The sequence below is a fragment of the Pseudomonas sp. SK3(2021) genome (assembly GCF_016772375.1).
GTDB classification, from domain to species: Bacteria; Pseudomonadota; Gammaproteobacteria; order Pseudomonadales; family Pseudomonadaceae; genus Aquipseudomonas; species Aquipseudomonas chlororaphis_I.
In genome coordinates this window covers 2,654,190-2,671,641 of record NZ_CP061943.1, presented here as the reverse complement: position 1 = coordinate 2,671,641, position 17,452 = coordinate 2,654,190, and the positions used below count along the sequence as shown (strand labels likewise).

The following is a 17,452-nucleotide window of genomic DNA, read 5'->3' as shown; positions in this document are numbered from 1 at the left end:
GCGATCAGCCGCGAAGCGGCCGTAATGGGGGACATCGCGGTTATCCAGACTCAACACGTTCTCAGGTTTGCGCCTGCTGCGTCGGAATGCCGCCCAAGCCGTTCGCAGCCTCGCAAGCTCGGCAGCGGCTACGACAAGATGCCTCCTAGAACAACCCCATCTGCCCACCCACCAGGGTGCTGAAGTCGTCCTGCACGAACGGCAGGATGGCATCCGCCACCGGCTGCAATTGGCGGGTCACGTAGTGATCGTAATCGATGGCCGCCGTGCGGTTTTCCAGGGGTTCGGGGCCGGCCAGGGTGATCACGTAACTGATCCAGCCGCCGTTCTGATAACGCTGGGGCCGGCCCTGCTGCTGGTTGTATTCGTCGGCCAGGCGCGCGGCGCGCACATGGGGCGGCACGTTGCGTTCGTAATCGTCCAACTGGCGGCGCAGGCGCTTGCGGTACACCAGCTGCTCGTCCAGCTCGCCGGCCAGGGTGCGCCGCACGTAGTCGCGCACATAGTCCTGGTACGGCTGGCGGTGGAAGATCCGTTGGTACAGCTCCTGCTGGAACTGCTGGGCCAGCGGCGACCAGTCGGTGCGCACCGCTTCCAGGCCCTTGTAGACCACCTCCCGGGTGCCGTCGGCACGGGCCACCAGGCCGGCGTAGCGCTTCTTGCTGCCCTCCTCCGCGCCACGGATGGTCGGCATCAAAAAGCGGCTGAAGTGGGTTTCGAATTGCAGCTCCAGGGCGCTTTCCAGGCCGTACTCATCGCGCAGGTGATCGCGCCACCACTGGTTGACGTGCTGCACCAGCGCGCGGCCGATGCGCGCGGCATCCGCCTCGGCGTGCGCACTGCCGAGCCAGACGAAGGTCGAGTCGGTGTCGCCGTAGATCACCTTGTGGCCCTGCGCTTCGATGAGCTGGCGGGTACGGCGCATGATTTCGTGGCCGCGCAGGGTGATCGACGACGCCAGGCGCGGATCGAAGAAGCGGCAGCCACTGGAGCCGAGCACGCCATAGAAGGCGTTCATGATGATCTTCAGTGCCTGGGACAGCGGCGCGTTGTGTTCGCGCTTGGCCACCTCGCGGCTCTCGGCGACCCGGGCGACGATCGACGGCAGGCAATGCCGGGTGCGGGAAAACCGCGCGCCGCGAAAGCCCGGCACCGACTCGTCGTCCGCCGGGTGGCGCAAGCCCTCCACCAGCCCCACCGGGTCGATCAGGAAGCTGCGGATGATCGACGGGTACAGGCTCTTGTAGTCCAGCACCAGCACCGACTCGTAGAGGCCGGGACGCGAATCCATGACAAAGCCGCCGGGGCTGGCTTGCGGTGGCTTCTCGCCGAGGTTCGGCGCGACGAAACCCTGGCGATGCATCAGCGGCATGTACAGGTGGGTGAAGGCCGCCACCGAGCCGCCGCTGCGGTCGGCCGGCAGGCCGGTGACCGTGGCCCGCTCGAGGAGAAAGGTGAGCAGTTCGGTCTTGGCGAAAATCCGCGTCACCAACTCGCAGTCCTTGAGGTTGTAGCGCGCCAGGGCGGGCTTGTCCTCGGCGAACATGCGGTTGATTTCGTCCATGCGCTGGTAAGGGTTGTCGATCGACTTGCCTTCGCCGAGCAGGGTCTGGGCGACGTTTTCCAGGCTGAACGAGGGGAAGCTCCAGGTCGCCGAGCGCAGGGCCTCGATGCCATCGATGATCAGGCGCCCGGCAGCCGCGGCGAAATAGTGAGTGCGGCTGCCGTGTTCGCGCCACTGCATCTCCTCGCCACCGCGCCCCAGGCGCAAGGGCACCGCCAGGCGGCGGGCGTGTTCGTGCAGCACCCGCAGATCGAACTGCACCAGGTTCCAGCCGATGATCGCGTCCGGGTCGTGCCGCGCCAGCCACTGGTTGAGGCGTTCGAGCAACTGCTCGCGGCTGGTGCAGAACTCCAGGTCGAAATCCACCGCGCTGTCGTCCTCGCGAGCGCGGCCGAGCATGTACACCTGGCGCTGGCCGCAGCCTTCCAGGGCGATGGAGTACAGCTCGCCGGTCTCGCTGGTCTCGATATCCAGCGACACCAGCTTCAAGGACGGGCGATAGTCCGGCGCCGGCTTCATCTGCGCCTCCAGCAGTATCCCGCCCTCGCCCGGGGTGCCGCCGAACCACACCGGCGCGGTGATGAAACGCTCCATCAGGTAGCGCTCGGGCGGCCGCACATCGGCCTCGAACACCTCGACGCCGGCGCGGCGCAAGGTCTTGTCGAGGCGGATCAATTGATTGTGCTGCGTGCAGTACAGGCCCAGCACCGGGCGGTGCTGGAAGTCGCACAGGCCCAAGGGGCGCAATTGGACATCGCGATCGTCGGCCAGCAGGCGCCGAGCCTGCTCCTGCTGTTCGGCGGGAATGAAGGCCACGGAGGTCTGCACCGGCAAGCGGATCTGGCGCGGCCCGGCATCGGTCGCCAACCAGAACTCGACTTCCGTGCCTGCCGGCGTGTCACGCCAGTGCCGGGTCAGGACGAAGCCCTGCTGTAAATCCACCACTGCAACCTCAAGAACCTGTTTCAAGGCCTCGATTCTACCTGCCTTAGGTCGCGATAGCCCGTCCCGGGCATGTGCCGAAAGGTTTTGTCGGACAATATGTAGTGCATGAAAATTTTCACTACAAAACCGTTGACGAGGTGAATTTGCCCTTGCATGATGCAGGCGTCTCCCCGATCGGGAGACGTGGCAAAGGTGTTATGAGCAAGCTCGTCTGACCGCCGAGCTGTTAACCCGGATGTGTACTGCCCACAAGGCAGATTGATGAAACTGACCTGGCATGAACGTCCAGTACAAAGGGCGGGAAGCTGGCGAAAACTCCTCAAGATGCTTGTGGCCGAAACTGAAAACTTCGGCAGCTTGATCCAGGTTTACGCTGCTTCTCTTCGTTGTGACGCTATTGCGTAGCAGTTAATCAAGACAACTACACGCATCAGGCTCTGGGCCTTATCTGTATCCGACAGACACCCTCTGTCGCCCTGTTTCCGGTATCAGGGTTCAACTTACCGATGTAGCGATATCAATTAGCGACTCAACTAGATAGATCGAAATGGTCAAGGGGCTTACAAATGAATCTGAACAATCAACCTACTATTGATGAACTGTCTCATCTGTTCGCGGCACAGAAAGACAGCCATGACAGCCATATCCTGTGGATCGCCAAGTCTGGCCAGGTCCATATCGACTGCCTGTCGCCCCACGCCCATGAAGAAGAGTTCGACAAGAACAACCAGGACCTGCTGGCCCGCCTGAAAATGTACCGCCGTGGCCAGGGCTACGTCGGCAAGAAGGCCGCCGCCGACAAGGACTTCATCGGACGGGTATTCGATACCCTGAAGCATGAATGGCAATCGCTGCAGGACAAGTCGGAAGTTCGGGTAATTGACCGGTTCTGCTAAGTGCAACTTGTCGTTGTCGCTGATCAACCGTTGATCCATTAAACAAAAAGGGACGCTCCCAATAAGAGCGTCCCTTTTTTATTGCAGATATAAACCGCTCTTGTAGGAGCGAGCTTGCTCGCGATGAACGATAACGCGGTTTAACAGATACAACCTGTCATTCATCCAACTAATAAGCCGCTGCTTACTTGACCTGACGCTGCGGCGCCTTGTGCACCATGGTGTAGGCGTAGTCCACGCCCATGCCGTAGGCGCCGCTGTGCTCGCGCACCAGGTCCATCACCGCGTCGTAGGTTGCCTTGTGCGCCCAGTCGCGCTGGAATTCGAGCAGCACTTGCTGCCAGGTCACCGGCACCGCGCCGGCCTGGATCATGCGTTGCACCGACATGTCGTGGGCTTCCTGGGTGGTGCCGCCGGAAGCGTCGGTGACGATGTACACCTCGTAGCCTTCGGCCAGGGCTTCCAGGGCCGGGAAGTTCAGGCAGACCTCGGTCCACAGCGCGGCCATGATCAGTTTCTTGCGCCCGGTGGCCTTCACCGCTTCCACCAGCTTCTTGTCTTCCCAGGAGTTCATCGAGGTGCGCTCGATCGGCTGGTGGTCCGGGAACACGCTGAGCAGTTCCGGCCAGATGTAGCCGCTGAAGCTCTCGGTTTCCACCGAGGTAAAGATCGTCGGCACGTTGAAGATCTTCGCCGCCTTGGCCAGGCCCACGGTGTTGTTCTTCAGGGTCTGGCGGTCGATCGACTGCACGCCGAAGGACATCTGCGGCTGGTGGTCGATCAGGATCAGGGCGGAGTTGCTTGGGTTGAGCAGTTCACGGATAGACATGGCGCGTTCCTTTTGATGTCGATAGCTAAGTGGGTTCAAGCGTTGAGTTGCAAAATTCGGGAGCTCGGCGCGGGGTCCGCTGCGGGAGGCTTTGCTGCCGGCTTGGTGGCTAATTTAGGGGCTGGATTAAAAAGGGACAATTCCCTAAAATTGAGAATCATTGATTCTAAAATAGGGACAATAATGGATCGCATCGAATGCATGCGCGCATTTGTCGTCACGGTCGATGCCAACGGCTTCGCCGCCGCGGCCCGGGCCATGGACGTGCCGCGCTCGAAAGTCAGCAAACAGATCCAGGCGCTGGAAGACGCCATCGGCGTGCAGCTGCTGCAACGCACCACCCGCAGCCTGCACCTGACCGAAGCCGGCGCCGAGTACTATGAGTCGGCGCGGGAAGTCCTGGCCGCCGTGGATGAGGCCGAACAACGGGCGCGGGACGGCATCGGCGAATTGCGCGGGGTGCTGCGGGTCAACGCGCCGATGTCCTTCGGCCTGCGCCGCCTCGGGCCGCTGGTGCCGCTGTTTCATGAGCAGCACCCGAACATCGAGTTGCAACTGGTGCTCAGCGACCAGCAGGTGGACCCGGTGCGCGGCGGTTTCGACGTGACCATCCGTATCGCCAGCCTGGCCGACTCCTCGATGGTCGCCAAGCTGCTGGCCCCGGCACCGCGGATCATGGTGGCCTCGCCGGATTACCTGAAGCGTGCCGGCATTCCGCAGACGCCCCGCGACCTGACCACCCACCAGTGCCTGAACTACGGCTACCTGCAAAGCGGGGTCAGCCTGCAACTGAGCAACGGCAAGGACACCCAGCGCGTCCACGTCACCGGCCCGCTGCACGCCAACAACGGCGACCTGCTGGCCCAGGCCGCCGAGGCCGGCATGGGCATCGCCCTGCTGCCCGACTTCATCGTCGCCGATGCCCTGGCCGCCGGCCGCCTGGTGCCGGTGCTGTGCGAGTGGCAGGCGCCGCCGATCAGCATCCACGCGGTGTACCCGTCGGCCCGGCGCGTGCCGCAGAAGACCCGGGCCTTTATCGAATTCCTGGTGGCCCAGTTGGCGGAGAAACCGCCTGTGCATCCGTAGGTGATCCAGGCGAGTTGGAGTGTCAGATACACCGCCTCGCGGGCAAGCCTCGCTACAGAAGCCGGGAACACCATGGCGTCCCTGTAGCCGCTGCCAAACCCGCGAGGCTGCGATCGGCACCGCAGGGGCCGCAAAACCGGGCACCGCGTTCCTACAGGCAAACCGCATGCGCAGGTTTTGCGAGGATTTCGTCCTCGAGCGCAGCCTCGCGCTGCTCGGCAGCGGCTACAGACATGCGTGAACACCTCCTCTTCTGTAGGAACCAGGCTTGCCGGCGATGCAGGCGACGCGGTGCCGCGGGCGACCTGGGCTGTCTCGACGATGAACCTACACTGAATGCATACACCTCGGTATTCGTGAGGGGCCATCATGCGCAATTCTCCCAAACTCGCGGCGCTCAGCCTGGTCGCCAGCCTCGTCTACCTTGGCCTGGCCATCCTCGGCATGGGCGGTCTGGTGGCGTTCTTCTCCCACCCCGCGTTGTGGGTCATCGCCCTGTCCCTGCTGGCCATGGCCTTTGTTGCCCAGTTCAGCGAAGGCAACCTGAGCCCCGGCAAACAGGAAGACCGGGAAAACCGCTGGGTCCTCGTCGCCTTCGGTAGCCTCGGGCTGTTGCTGGCCTTTCTTCCCGCCTACACCGACCGCCTGGACTTCTGGACCTTGGGTGGCACCGACACGCGCTGGTTCGGCGTGGTGTTCTTCATCGCCGGCGGCATCTTGCGGCTGTGGCCGGTATTCGTGCTGGGCAAGCGCTTCAGTGGCCTGGTGGCGATCCAGCCCGGCCATCAATTGGTGACCACCGGCATCTACGGCACCTTGCGCCATCCGAGCTACCTGGGGCTGCTGATCAATTGCGTGGGCTGGGCCCTGGCCTTCCGCTCCGGGGTCGGCCTGCTGCTGACCGCCTTGATGCTGATCCCGCTGATCGCCCGCATCCATGCCGAAGAGGCCTTGCTGCGCAAAGAGTTCGGCAAGCAATACGACACTTACTGCGCCTACACCTGGCGCCTGGTGCCCTGGATCTACTGAGGACTTTTTCCGTCACGTTGCCGGGGGCAATGTTAAATATTTTGTGACGCGCCCCTTGGCAGCGAGGACCAGTCCCGGTAAAACGGTGAGCCTCACTTGCACGAAATGTCCGTGAATTCTTGACGAGATCCGCCGGCCGATGAACGCCTTGTGTTGCCGCCCGCCCTGCCAGACATGCGCTGCTGCCTCGTGCAGCCGCATCGGCATTGGCATGGCGACAACGCAACGCACCCACGGCGATCTCCACGGCACCCCCGGGGACCGGCGATGAAACTGCTGGTCAACCTGCCCATGGCCCTGTGCCGCTCCCGCCTGCGTCATTCCTCGCGCCCTCCGGATCTCTCGCTTTCGCTCTGAACGCGCGCCTTTGCGCGTCGAGCCTTGCCGCCTTGCTATCTGCCATTGCAACCGGGCCATGCCGGCGCCGCTGCATGAACCGAACCTGCGCGCCACCATGGCGCAAGCGAGAGAACCATGAAATTTGCAGCCCTTGACGAGGCCCGTAGCTTCCTGGCCGCCAACCCCGATATCGACATGATCGAGCTGTTCATCCTCGACGCCAACGGCGTGCCGCGCGGCAAGCTGCTGCACCGCGAAGAACTGCTGGCGGTCTATGAAAGCGGCCGCCCCCTGCCCAGCACCATCCTCGGCCTGACCCTGCAGGGCGACGACGTGGAAAACTCCGGGCTGGTCTGGGACGTCGGCGATATCGACTGCCGCGCCTACCCGCTGGCCGGCAGCCTGGTGCGCCTGCCGTGGCGACAGATCCCCACCGCCGCGGTGCAGGTCAGCATGCACCCGCAGGAGGGCCTGCCGGCCAGCGTCGCCGATCCGCGCCACCTGCTGATCAAGGTCATCGACCAGCTCAAGGCCGAGGGCTACCACCCGGTCATGGCCTGCGAGCTGGAGTTCTACCTGCTGGACGCCAGGCGCGATAGCAACGGCCGCCCGCAACCGGCGCTGGACGCCGACGGCGGCCGGCCACGGCACACCCAGGTCTATGGCCTGCGCGAACTGGAGCAGATCGAACCCTTCCTCGCCGACCTCTACGCTGCCTGCAAGCTGCAAGGCATCCCGGCGCGCACGGCGATTTCCGAATACGCCCCGGGCCAGGTGGAAATCACCCTGGAGCACGGCGATGCCCTGGAGGCCATGGACCAGGCGGTGCGCTACAAGCGCCTGGTCAAGGCCGTGGCCCACCAGCACGGGATGCAGGCGACCTTCATGGCCAAGCCCTTCGATGACCTGGCGGGCACCGGCATGCACATGCACGTGAGCCTCGCCGACGCCGCGGGCCACAACCTGTTCGCCGCCGCAGACCCGGCCGGCACCCCGCTGCTGCGCCAGGCCGTGGGCGGCATGCTCGCGTCCCTGCTCGACTCGCTGCTGCTGTTCTGCCCCAACGCCAACTCCTACCGTCGTTTCCAGGCCAACAGCTACGCGCCGCTGGCGCCGACCTGGGGCGTCGACAACCGCACGGTGAGCCTGCGAGTGCCGGGTGGCCCGGCCAACAGCCGGCATATCGAGCACCGCATCTGCGGCGCCGACGCCAACCCCTACCTGGCGGCAGCGGCGATCCTCGCCGGGATCCATCGCGGCCTGCGCGAACAACTCGATCCGGGCGACCCGGTGCAAGGCAACGGCTATGCCCAGGCCCGCGAACTGCTGCCCACCGACTGGCTGACCTCGCTGACCGCCCTGGAAAACTCCAGCTGGGCCCGCGAGGCCCTGGGCAGTGAATTCCTTGGGGTCTACCTGGCGGTCAAGCGCGCCGAATACCGCCAGTTCATGGCCGAAGTCGGCGAACAGGACTGGCGCTGGTACCTGACCCAGGCGTGACGCCCTGGCCGGCGTCATAGCGCCGGCCCGGCCCCCTCCCAGCATTCGAGAACGACCCATGACAGCCGCATTCAACCCGGTAACACCGGCAGCCGAACGCTGCCCTTCCTACTACAGCGCCACCCTGAATAACGAAACCGCCTACCCGACCCTGCAAGGCCAGGTGAGCGTCGACGTGGTGATCATCGGCGGCGGTTTCACCGGCGTCGCCAGCGCCGTGGAGCTGGCGGAAAAAGGCCTGAAAGTGGCCCTGGTCGAGAGCCACAAGATCGGCTGGGGCGCCACCGGGCGCAACGGCGGCCAGGTCACCGGCAGCCTGTCCGGCGACGAGGCCATGCGCAAGCAGATGCGCCGCACCCTGGGCGACGAGGTCGACGATTTCATCTGGCAACTGCGCTGGCGCGGGCACCAAATCATCCGCCAGCGCGTGGACAAATACGCCATCGCCTGCGACCTCAAGCACGGCCACCTGCACGCTGCCTACAAGCCCAGCCACCTCGCCGGCCTGCGCGCCGACTACGAAGAAGCGGTGCGCCGCGGCATGGGCGACGAGGTCAGCCTGCTGGACCAGCAACAGCTGCGCGAGGTGCTGGACAGCCCGCTGTACCACGGCGCGATCAAGAACACCCGCAACATGCACCTGCACCCGCTGAACCTGTGCATCGGCGAAGCCCGCGCCGCCGAGAGCCTTGGCGCGCTGATCTTCGAGCACAGCGAAGTGCTGCAGATCGTCCACGGCGAACGCCCGGCGGTGATCACCGCCCAAGGCCGCATCGACGCCAGGCAAGTACTGCTGGCCGGCGACGTGTACCACAAGCTGGAGCCGAAACAACTCAAGGGCAAGATCTTCCCGGCCATGGGCGGCATCGTCACCACCGCGCCCCTGGGCGACCTGGCCAAGCGCCTCAACCCCCAGGACCTGGCGGTCTACGACTGCCGCTTCGTGCTCGACTATTACCGCATGACCGCCGACGGCCGCCTGCTGTTCGGCGGCGGCGCCAACTACAGCGGCAAGGACTCGCGGGACATCGCCGGCGAACTGCGCCCGTGCATCGAACGCACCTTCCCGGCGCTCAAGGGCGTGGCCATCGACTTCCAGTGGAGCTGCGCCATGGGCATCGTGATCAACCGCATCCCGCAGCTGGGCAAACTCTCGGACAATGTCTGGTACTGCCAGGGCTACTCCGGGCACGGCATCGCCACCAGCCACATCATGGGCGAGATCATGGCCCAGGCCATCACCGGGCATTTGGGCGACTACGACACCTTCGCCGCCTGCCAGCACATCCGCGTACCCTTCGGCGACCAGCTGGGCAACCCGATGCTGGCGGCGGGCATGTGGTACTACCAGATGCTCGAACGATTGCGCTGATCCACACCATCGCTCGCGCCTGGAGGATTTTCGCGAGCAAGCTCGCTCCTGCACAAATGCTCTGGGCGTCCGCAAACCTGTAGGAGCGCGCTTGCTCGCGATAGCGTTCTCACGACCGCCATCGCCGGCAAGCCGGGCTTCTACGGCCCTGACTCCACTTAGCGCCCCCATTTCTCCAAGGCGAACTCGACGAAGCTGCGCAGCTTGGGCAGGCGGTAGCGGTCCTGGGCATACAGCAGGTGCATCGCCCGCCAGGGCAACTGATAGTCCTGCAGCAAGGCCACCAGCCGGCCCTGTTGCAGGTCCTCCTGCACCAGGGCATCGGGCATCATCACCACCCCCAGGCCACCCCGCGCCGCGCGGTGCAGGCCGGACGAGGTGTTGGTCAGCAACGAGCCGGACACGGGGATCAGCACATCCCCCTCGGGCCCGTGCAACGGCCACTGGGTGGCGGTGAAACTCCACTCGTCACCGGCCGGATAAGCGAACGCCAGGCAGTTGTGGTCACGCAGGTCCTCCGGGACTCGCGGCGTGCCGCGGCGCTGCAGGTAGTCCGGCGCGGCACAGATGGTCAGGGTGTAGTCCTCCAGGGGCCGGGCGATCAGCGACGAGGTGTCCAGGTTGCCCAGGCGAAAAGCCACGTCGAAGGCGCCGTCGATCAGGTCGAAGCGCTGGTTGGCCAGCGTCAGTTCGACCTTGACCTGCGGACAGCGCTGCTGGAATTCGCTCAGGGCCGGCGCCAGGCGCTCGGTGCCGAAGGTCAGCGGCGCGGTGATGCGCAGGGTGCCGGACGGCTCGCCCTGGACCTGTTCCGCCAGGCGCTCGGAGTCAGCCACCAGCCCCAGCACCGCCAGGCAACGCTGGTAATACTCGGCGCCGAACTCGGTCAGGCGCTGGCGCCTTGTGGTGCGGCTGAGCAGGCTGACTCCGAGACGCTGCTCCAACGCCCGCAGGTGATTGCCGACCATGGTGGTGGACAGGCCGCACTCGCGGGCGGCGGCGGTCATGTTCCCCGCCTCCACCACCTTCACGTACACCGACATTGCCTGGAACAGGTCCATTATCAACCCTGACTTGAAGATGATTAAAGAATTGACGAGTTTATCTAGCTCAGGTGGCTAACGATACTGCCCGCTCACCCCCTGGATGGAGCGACCCGCCATGACCGCCACCTGCCTGATGAGCACCTATCAACCGCTGCCGCTGAGCTTCACCCGCGGCCTGGGCACGCGCCTCTGGGACCAGGCCGGCCGCGAGTACCTGGACGCGGTGGCCGGCGTGGCGGTGACGGGCGTCGGCCATTCCCATCCCCGGCTGGTCAGCGTCATCCGCGAACAGGCCGGCCTGCTGCTGCACACCTCCAACCTCTACGGCATCGACTGGCAACAGCGGCTGGCGCAACGGCTGACCCGCCTCGCCGGCATGGACCGGGCGTTCTTCAACAACTCCGGCGCCGAAGCCAACGAGACCGCGTTGAAGCTGGCGCGGCTGCACGGCTGGCACAAGGGCATCGAGCGGCCGCTGGTGATTGTCATGGAGAACGCCTTCCACGGCCGCACCCTGGGCACCCTGGCGGCCAGCGACGGGCCGGCGGTCCGCCTGGGCCTGAACTCGCTGCCGGGGGATTTTTTCAAGGTGCCCTTCGGCGACCTGGCCGCCCTGGAGCACGCCGCACAGGCCCACGGCCCGCGTATCGCCGCGGTGCTGATGGAGCCGATCCAGGGCGAAAGCGGTATCCGCCTGGCCCCGCCCGGCTACCTCAGGGCCGTGCGCGAGCTGTGCAGCCGGCGCAACTGGCTGCTGATGCTCGACGAGATCCAGACCGGCATCGGCCGCACCGGCCAGTGGTTCGCCTGCCAGCATGAAGGCGTAGTCCCGGACGTGATGACCCTGGCCAAGGGCCTGGGCAACGGCATCCCCATCGGTGCCTGCCTGGCCCGGGGCAAGGCCGCGCAACTGTTCACCCCCGGCAGCCACGGCAGCACCTTCGGCGGCAATCCGCTGGCCTGCCGGGTGGCCTGCACCGTGCTCGAGATCATCGAGGAACAAGGCCTGCTGGCCAACGCCAGGCGCCAGGGCGAGCACCTGCTGCAACGCCTGCGGACGGAGCTGGCCGATCACCCGCAGGTCCTGCAGGTGCGTGGCCAGGGACTGATGATCGGCATCGAGCTGAAAACCCCTAGGCGCGAGTTGGCACTAAGGGCGGCGCAGGATCACGGACTGCTGATCAACGTGACCCGGGGCACCACCATCCGCCTGCTGCCAGCGCTGATCATCGACGAGCGGGAAGTCGAGATGATCGTGCGCGGGGTCAGTCGGACGTTGCGAGACGCCGAGGCCGATGGCGATGCGGCAAAGGAGGCGGGAGTGCTGGCGGTGTCGTGAGCGATGCCTGATGGCCGGGTGAGGTCAATCAGAACGCTTCGCGAGCAAGCTCGCTCCTACAGGGGGCATGCGTGTTTCTGTAGGAGCGAGCTTGCTCGCGATGGGATGGATCAGCAAACGGTGCTGGCCGGACTCAGTCGTCCAGCGGTTTGGGTGGCGCCGCAGGCTTGCCCGATTTGGCGGCTTTGCTGGCGTGAGCTGCCTTGACTTCCGAGACCGGTGCCAACGTCGGCGCAGTGGCTTCCTTCTCTGCCGCCGGCAGCTGGTCGATGGTACTGAAGACGTCCTTGAGTTCGATGGCCCCGGCATGCTCGAGCTTCTTCTCGCCGTCCTTGCCCACCAGGATCACCTTGGTCTGCGCCCCGGCGCCGAGCTTCAGGCTGCGGATCAACGCCATGGTCGATTGCGGGTCCAGGTCCTTGCCGTCGCGTTGGCCAATGGTGTTGATCACCGTGTAGAGCACCATGTTGCGTTCACTGAAGGCTTGGCGATTGGCCGGCTCGTCGAGGGATTTCTTCAGCGCCACCAGGGTCGGGTCCACGGTGCTGGGCGCGATGACGATCAGTGGGCGCGCCTTGCCCTGATCCTGGGCCAGAGGGCCTTCGTTGTCGGCCGCCAGTGCGGGGCCGACGACAGCGAGCAGCGTTGCGAGGGTCAATGACCGAATGAACATGCGTCTCTCCTTTGGGTATCCACGTCCTAATGATTGCGCATCAGGGGAAAAGGTCCAGACCTGGACTCAAATTCTGACATTTTATTGAGCCATGCCCGTGATCCGCGGTGCGGAAAGCGCCGCTGCGCAGGCTCGTTTTCGTCCCTACCGATTGACGCCCCATAAACACCAGTGATGAGCGAGCCTGTCTCATTCGGCATGATCGACCCGCCCGGGCGCCCATGACAACCGGCATGGCCTATGCCGTTCTGGCATGGCGCCATACGAATTCGTCATCATTTTCGCCACGGCGGCGTGATAGCCTTCATCCCGGCCATAACAAGAGCGCCCGCCTGGCTTTTCCATCCGGTGCGGCGTCACCCGCCGTTTCATACCTGCTTGCTTCGTCTTCATCTGCCCAGGTTTTCGCAGCGAACCTTCTACACAGGCTCGCTGGACGGCCGATTGCATTTTTGACTCGACGCTATCGTCGGCATCTCTTTTACCTCCTTCCGGGAGTTCGTATGTCCAGGCTGTCTCATCAAGATTTACGCCGTAGTTTTCGCGAGTTGATCGCTTCAGACTCCTGCTTCCACACTGCCTCCGTCTTCGACCCGATGTCGGCGCGGATCGCCGCCGACCTGGGGTTCGAAGTGGGCATTCTCGGCGGCTCCGTCGCCTCGCTGCAGGTGCTGGCCGCGCCTGACTTCGCCCTGATCACCCTGAGCGAATTCGCCGAGCAGGCCACCCGCATCGGCCGCGTCGCCCAGCTGCCAGTGATCGCCGACGCCGACCACGGCTACGGCAACGCCCTCAACGTGATGCGCACCGTGGTCGAACTGGAGCGCGCCGGCGTCGCCGCCCTGACCATCGAAGACACCCTGCTGCCGGCCCAGTTCGGGCGCAAGTCCACCGACCTGATCTCGGTCGCCGAAGGCGTGGGCAAGATCCGCGCGGCCCTGGAAGCGCGGGTCGACCCGGAACTGGCGATCATCGCCCGGACCAACGCGGCGATCCTGCCGATCCAGGAAATCATCAGCCGCACCCAGCAATACGAGCGCGCCGGCGCCGACGGCATCTGCATGGTCGGGGTCAAGGATTTCGAGCAACTGGAACAGATCTCCGAGCACCTGTCGGTGCCCCTGATGCTGGTGACCTACGGCAACCCGGCGCTGCGCGACGATGCGCGCCTGGCGCAACTGGGCGCGAAGATCATCGTCGACGGCCACGCGGCGTATTTCGCGGCGATCAAGGCCACCTACGACTGCCTGCGCGAACAGCGGCAGATCTTCACCCAGGCCTCGGACCTCAGCGCCACCGAGCTGGCCCACACCTACACCCAGCCCGAGGACTACATCGTCTGGGCCAAGGAGTTCATGAGCGTCAAAGAGTGAGCCGCTAGCTCACCCGCCCTTGCGATCACCGAGGACCCGAGGTCCTGGGTGGTCGAAAGCCGCTTCGCGCTTCACCTCCCGCTCCACTCTCTATTCCCCCGCCCTGTTCAACGCCTCATCGACACTGTCGAGGATCTGCCCGATGGTCCAGGGTTTGCGGATGAACGACACCGGATAGCGGATGCCGGAACTCTGCGGCGTCTCATAACCGGACATCACCAGCACCGGCATGCCCGGCCAGCGCTCGCGCACCCGGTTGGCCAGGCCCGCGCCGTTCAAGGTGCCCGGCATATTGATATCGGTCAGCAGCAGGCGCACCTGGTCCGGATGGCTTTCCAGGAACCGCAGCGCCTCGTCCGCGCTGGGCATGGCCTGGGTCGCGAACCCCTCGTCCTGCAGGATCTCGCAGAGAAACTCCAGGATCATCGGCTCGTCCTCGACCACCAACAGCAGGCGACCAGGCTGGCCAGGACTGACGGATGCAATTGGACTCATGAGGATGCCGCTCCCTGACTGCGCACACGACCCTGGCGCGATTGCGCCATTTAGAGTTATGAGCAGTGCCCGGCCGATAAATTCATTCGGCCTGCCGAGGCGCCGGACAAGGCTGCGGACGGACCATCGGTTGCTCCGGCGGAGCGCGATTACCGCCAGGCGCACCGGGCTCCCACCTGCCCCAAAGCGGCCCCCAGGCTAAGCATCCTCGGTGACGTCGATCACCCTGACGTCCATCTTCCCCGAGTTGTTCCAGTAGAAGCCCAGCACATCGTTGGCACAGAACTGCAAGCGCCCCGACGGCAGGTCCGACCAGAGCTGATCGCCGCCCCCGAGCAGGCGCCAGGGCGACTTGCCCGCCGGGCCTTCGGTGCGTACCAGCAGCGCCATCCAGGCGGCCCCGGGCAAGCGCCTGGCCCAGCCGAAGCCCTCGCGGATGCCGCCCGGGTGCGCCACACCCTCAGGCCCGGTCGGCGGGTCCTTGGCATCGGCCCACAGGCCTTCCACCAGGAAGCGGTAGCGATGGCCGGCCTCGATCTCGAACTCGCTGGCGACACAGGACTGGTCGGCCAGCACCACGATGGGCAGGGTCTGCGAAGGCATGTTCATGGTTGCCGCCGTCCGATGCTGCTGGCCAGGTCCACCTGGCGCCGCCGTTGCGCCCGCTCGGCAATGGGTTGCGACAGCACCAGGGCCTGCCGCGCTCCGCCTTGCCCGAGAATCCGCGCCAGGGTCGCGCGGACCGTGGTTTCATCGTTGTCGAAGTCGCCATGGTGACGGGCTCCGGAGGCCTTCGGATTGCCCATCGGCAAGTCGTTGGGCGCGCGTACCCAGTCGGCGTTCGAGGCGCTGGCGAACAGCTGCGCCAGATCGCTTTCGCCGGCGACGAAGCGCTCCATGCCGAGAATCGGTTCACCTTCGGGCCGGATCAGCGGGATGCGCACCTTGTCCTCGAACGCATCGGAGACCAGGTACAGCAAGGACTTGTTGTAGATATGCGCACAGTGGTCATCGCGCTCGGCCTGGTCGGTCAGGGTGAACAGGCCGAACTTCTGGATGCGCTGGTCACGGATCGGCGCCAGGTACGTCTCGCGGAACAGCTTGACGGTGCAGGCCGGCGCCCACAGGTGGCAACTGGCGATCGTCACCTCCAGCCCCTTCAGCTGGCTGCGCGCCATGGGCCCGCTGTTCATCGCGCCCCTGGAAACCAGGTACTGCACCATCGGCGCCAGCAGGATACTGCCCGCGCTGTGCCCGACGAAGTGGATCTCCACCCCCTGGGCGGCCAGGCGCGCCAGGGCCTTGGCCACCACTCGCGCACCGCCGTTGGCATTGACCGTGGCACGCAGGCCGTTTTCCTTCATTTCGTCCCACTCGGCCTTGCCGGTCAGCAGCCGGGCAATGGGCTCCAGCGCATCGTCCAGGCGGTCGAGCATGAAGTCCTTGGTCGCATCCAGCACCCCTTCGGAGCGTCGGCGCCGGGCGGCATCGGCCAGCATGTTGCCCAGGGTGCTCCAGTAATCGGTCTTCCAGATGAACGCCAGCGGATAACACTCGGCCTGCAACAGGGCCGCGCGGTAGCCGGCCACGGTTTCGATGGCCCCGGCCTGCCCCACCAGGCCGCCGTGGGCATACACCACGATGCGTTTTTTCGCCCAGCCGGCGGTGATGCGCGCAAAGTCCACGGCGAATATTTCCTCCACGCTGGCCGCGGTGGTCGCCAGGTCGCCACGCGGGTCGAAGGCACCGTCGTTGCCCAGGCTGATGACGTGCGGGCGGATCTCCCGTAGGGTTTCGCTGGACGAAGCCGCCGCCACCGCCTTGGCCTGCGAGCTCGCCTGCAACGGCACGCGCAGGGTGACCGGCGCGCCGAGCCGCGCGACCCAGGCATCCGCACCGTTGGCCAGCCAGTCGTCGTAGCGCAGGTGGGCAAACCCCTCGTACCCCCACGTCTCGCCCCAGGAGTTCTGAATCCAGAAACCGTCCTGGTCATAGGCGACGATCGCGAAGGCATGGCCGCCGAGAATGTTTGCCGAGGGCTGGATATGGCCATCCCCGCCGACCACATGCCAGCCCTCGTGCACGCTGGCGCTGGCGTACAGCACACCGACTTCGGCAATCGCCGCGTGCATGGCGACGATGTCGGTGTGGTTGACCCGGAAGTACGCCCCCAGCGGACGCAACGCCGCCTCCTCGGCCAACACCTGGGTCAGGGTCGTGGCCTGGTTGCCGGCCTGCCACTGCGGCGCCGGGCACACCCCGTGCTTGTACCAGCCCTTCATCGCCCCGCGACAACTGGAGCCTTCGTCCGCCTCGCCGGCCCATTCGTCATAACGGCGGGCCAGGTCATACAGCATGTGCGGGCTGACGAGCGTGGCGTCGGACTGATAGCGGCGGGTGCGCAGCAGGTAATGCGCCACCGTCGCCAGGCCATAACCGGTGCAGGCGTTTTCCTGGCCCTGGTCGAGCACCGGCACCCCGGTCTTGCGGTAGTCGCTGAGTTCGCGGCGTACCGGGACTTCCACCAGGGTCGGGATATACATGGTGTCGCGAAAATCCAGGCCGTCCGGTCGCACGTTCAACACCCGCACGGGGGGCGTGGCGGTCTTGCGGCTGGCGACCTTCTGGCCAGCCTTGGCAGCCGTGATGACGGCGGATTTTTTCGTGGTTTTTTTCTCGGCTGCCTTGGGGGTAGCCGCCTTGCCCTTTTTGACCGCGGACCGCTCGGATGCAGATGCCATGTTCACGCACTCCCGATGTCGTGACGAGACTGGCACTGCTGGCGCCTGGTTGCGCTCCCCAGCCGTATGGGTGACAGGGCTGAGCATAGCCAAGGGCAATGCACGCCGCTTTCGCTTCGGACCACCAGCTGTGAGAAAGTAGCGAGGCGAACGCGCCACCCGTTCCGGTGGCCCCGTTTGCCTTCGCGTCGTGAAGCCCGGGAGAATGTTTTCCCGGCGTCCCGA

At 65.3% G+C, this 17,452-nt stretch carries 14 protein-coding genes; 7 read left to right on the top strand and 7 right to left on the bottom strand.

Annotation, left to right across the window (positions count from 1 at the left end):
* Positions 1-145: 145 nt before the first annotated feature.
* On the bottom strand, positions 146-2,506 hold the full coding sequence (locus IF690_RS12230) for a DNA polymerase II (protein ID WP_202701405.1): 2,361 nt from the start codon (positions 2,504-2,506) through the stop codon (positions 146-148).
* Positions 2,507-3,075: 569 nt separating this feature from the next.
* On the opposite strand from IF690_RS12230, the gene IF690_RS12225 reads away from it, so the two are divergent.
* On the top strand, positions 3,076-3,405 hold the full coding sequence (locus IF690_RS12225) for a hypothetical protein (protein WP_202700249.1): 330 nt from the start codon (positions 3,076-3,078) through the stop codon (positions 3,403-3,405).
* A 184-nt stretch (positions 3,406-3,589) separates the two neighbouring features.
* On the opposite strand, the gene IF690_RS12220 is transcribed toward IF690_RS12225, so the two are convergent.
* Positions 3,590-4,234, bottom strand: coding sequence for a hydrolase (locus IF690_RS12220; protein ID WP_202700248.1), 645 nt, complete (start codon positions 4,232-4,234; stop codon positions 3,590-3,592).
* Positions 4,235-4,417: 183 nt separating this feature from the next.
* On the opposite strand from IF690_RS12220, the gene IF690_RS12215 reads away from it, so the two are divergent.
* The 4 genes from IF690_RS12215 (at position 4,418) to IF690_RS12200 (ending at position 9,560) form a co-directional block, all read left to right on the top strand.
* A complete protein-coding gene (locus tag IF690_RS12215) occupies positions 4,418-5,320 on the top strand; it encodes a LysR family transcriptional regulator (protein WP_202700247.1) in 903 nt (300 codons plus the stop codon).
* Between the two features lie 369 nt (positions 5,321-5,689).
* On the top strand, positions 5,690-6,349 hold the full coding sequence (locus IF690_RS12210; protein WP_202700246.1) for a methyltransferase family protein: 660 nt from the start codon (positions 5,690-5,692) through the stop codon (positions 6,347-6,349).
* Positions 6,350-6,823: 474 nt separating this feature from the next.
* A complete protein-coding gene (locus IF690_RS12205) occupies positions 6,824-8,188 on the top strand; it encodes a glutamine synthetase family protein (protein WP_202700245.1) in 1,365 nt (454 codons plus the stop codon).
* Positions 8,189-8,246: 58 nt separating this feature from the next.
* Positions 8,247-9,560 (top strand): NAD(P)/FAD-dependent oxidoreductase, encoded by a 1,314-nt coding sequence (locus IF690_RS12200; protein WP_202700244.1) that lies wholly within the window; start codon positions 8,247-8,249, stop codon positions 9,558-9,560.
* A 158-nt stretch (positions 9,561-9,718) separates the two neighbouring features.
* Here IF690_RS12200 and IF690_RS12195 read toward each other — a convergent pair whose 3' ends face one another.
* Entirely contained in the window at positions 9,719-10,621 is a 903-nt protein-coding gene (locus IF690_RS12195; RefSeq protein ID WP_202700243.1) for a LysR family transcriptional regulator, read from the bottom strand.
* Positions 10,622-10,721: 100 nt separating this feature from the next.
* Here IF690_RS12195 and IF690_RS12190 point away from each other — a divergent pair, with 100 nt between their 5' ends.
* Complete coding sequence (locus IF690_RS12190; RefSeq protein ID WP_202700242.1) at positions 10,722-11,945, top strand: aspartate aminotransferase family protein; 1,224 nt, start codon at positions 10,722-10,724, stop codon at positions 11,943-11,945.
* A gap of 133 nt (positions 11,946-12,078) precedes the next feature.
* Here IF690_RS12190 and IF690_RS12185 read toward each other — a convergent pair whose 3' ends face one another.
* Positions 12,079-12,618, bottom strand: coding sequence for a DUF4174 domain-containing protein (locus tag IF690_RS12185; RefSeq protein WP_202700241.1), 540 nt, complete (start codon positions 12,616-12,618; stop codon positions 12,079-12,081).
* 503 nt (positions 12,619-13,121) lie between these two features.
* On the opposite strand from IF690_RS12185, the gene IF690_RS12180 reads away from it, so the two are divergent.
* The gene (locus IF690_RS12180; RefSeq protein WP_009048360.1) at positions 13,122-13,991 is read left to right on the top strand and encodes an oxaloacetate decarboxylase; all 870 of its coding nucleotides are present in this window, start codon (positions 13,122-13,124) and stop codon (positions 13,989-13,991) included.
* A gap of 90 nt (positions 13,992-14,081) precedes the next feature.
* Here the strand turns inward: IF690_RS12180 and IF690_RS12175 are convergent, their stop codons facing one another.
* The 3 genes from IF690_RS12175 to IF690_RS12165 all read right to left on the bottom strand — a co-directional run bounded on the left by IF690_RS12175 (position 14,082) and on the right by IF690_RS12165 (position 17,227).
* Positions 14,082-14,486 carry a response regulator gene (locus IF690_RS12175; protein WP_202700240.1) on the bottom strand — a complete coding sequence of 135 codons (405 nt, stop codon included), beginning with the start codon at positions 14,484-14,486 and terminating at the stop codon, positions 14,082-14,084.
* A 198-nt stretch (positions 14,487-14,684) separates the two neighbouring features.
* Positions 14,685-15,095, bottom strand: a complete 411-nt coding sequence (locus IF690_RS12170; protein ID WP_202700239.1) for a hypothetical protein — start codon at positions 15,093-15,095, stop codon at positions 14,685-14,687.
* The gene (locus tag IF690_RS12165; RefSeq protein ID WP_202700238.1) at positions 15,092-17,227 is read right to left on the bottom strand and encodes a C1 family peptidase; all 2,136 of its coding nucleotides are present in this window, start codon (positions 17,225-17,227) and stop codon (positions 15,092-15,094) included. The genes IF690_RS12170 and IF690_RS12165 overlap by 4 nt, the downstream gene beginning before the upstream one ends.
* Positions 17,228-17,452 lie beyond the last annotated feature (225 nt).

Bases quoted from the DNA above. Each gene is read 5' to 3' on its own strand.
- IF690_RS12225 (WP_202700249.1), top strand. From the start codon at position 3,076: ATGAATCTGAACAATCAACCTACTATTGATGAACTGTCTCATCTGTTC.
- IF690_RS12220 (WP_202700248.1), bottom strand. From the start codon at position 4,234: ATGTCTATCCGTGAACTGCTCAACCCAAGCAACTCCGCCCTGATCCTG.
- IF690_RS12215 (WP_202700247.1), top strand. From the start codon at position 4,418: ATGGATCGCATCGAATGCATGCGCGCATTTGTCGTCACGGTCGATGCC.
- IF690_RS12210 (WP_202700246.1), top strand. From the start codon at position 5,690: ATGCGCAATTCTCCCAAACTCGCGGCGCTCAGCCTGGTCGCCAGCCTC.
- IF690_RS12205 (WP_202700245.1), top strand. From the start codon at position 6,824: ATGAAATTTGCAGCCCTTGACGAGGCCCGTAGCTTCCTGGCCGCCAAC.
- IF690_RS12200 (WP_202700244.1), top strand. From the start codon at position 8,247: ATGACAGCCGCATTCAACCCGGTAACACCGGCAGCCGAACGCTGCCCT.
- IF690_RS12195 (WP_202700243.1), bottom strand. From the start codon at position 10,621: ATGGACCTGTTCCAGGCAATGTCGGTGTACGTGAAGGTGGTGGAGGCG.
- IF690_RS12190 (WP_202700242.1), top strand. From the start codon at position 10,722: ATGACCGCCACCTGCCTGATGAGCACCTATCAACCGCTGCCGCTGAGC.
- IF690_RS12185 (WP_202700241.1), bottom strand. From the start codon at position 12,618: ATGTTCATTCGGTCATTGACCCTCGCAACGCTGCTCGCTGTCGTCGGC.
- IF690_RS12180 (WP_009048360.1), top strand. From the start codon at position 13,122: ATGTCCAGGCTGTCTCATCAAGATTTACGCCGTAGTTTTCGCGAGTTG.
- IF690_RS12175 (WP_202700240.1), bottom strand. From the start codon at position 14,486: ATGAGTCCAATTGCATCCGTCAGTCCTGGCCAGCCTGGTCGCCTGCTG.
- IF690_RS12170 (WP_202700239.1), bottom strand. From the start codon at position 15,095: ATGAACATGCCTTCGCAGACCCTGCCCATCGTGGTGCTGGCCGACCAG.
- IF690_RS12165 (WP_202700238.1), bottom strand. From the start codon at position 17,227: ATGGCATCTGCATCCGAGCGGTCCGCGGTCAAAAAGGGCAAGGCGGCT.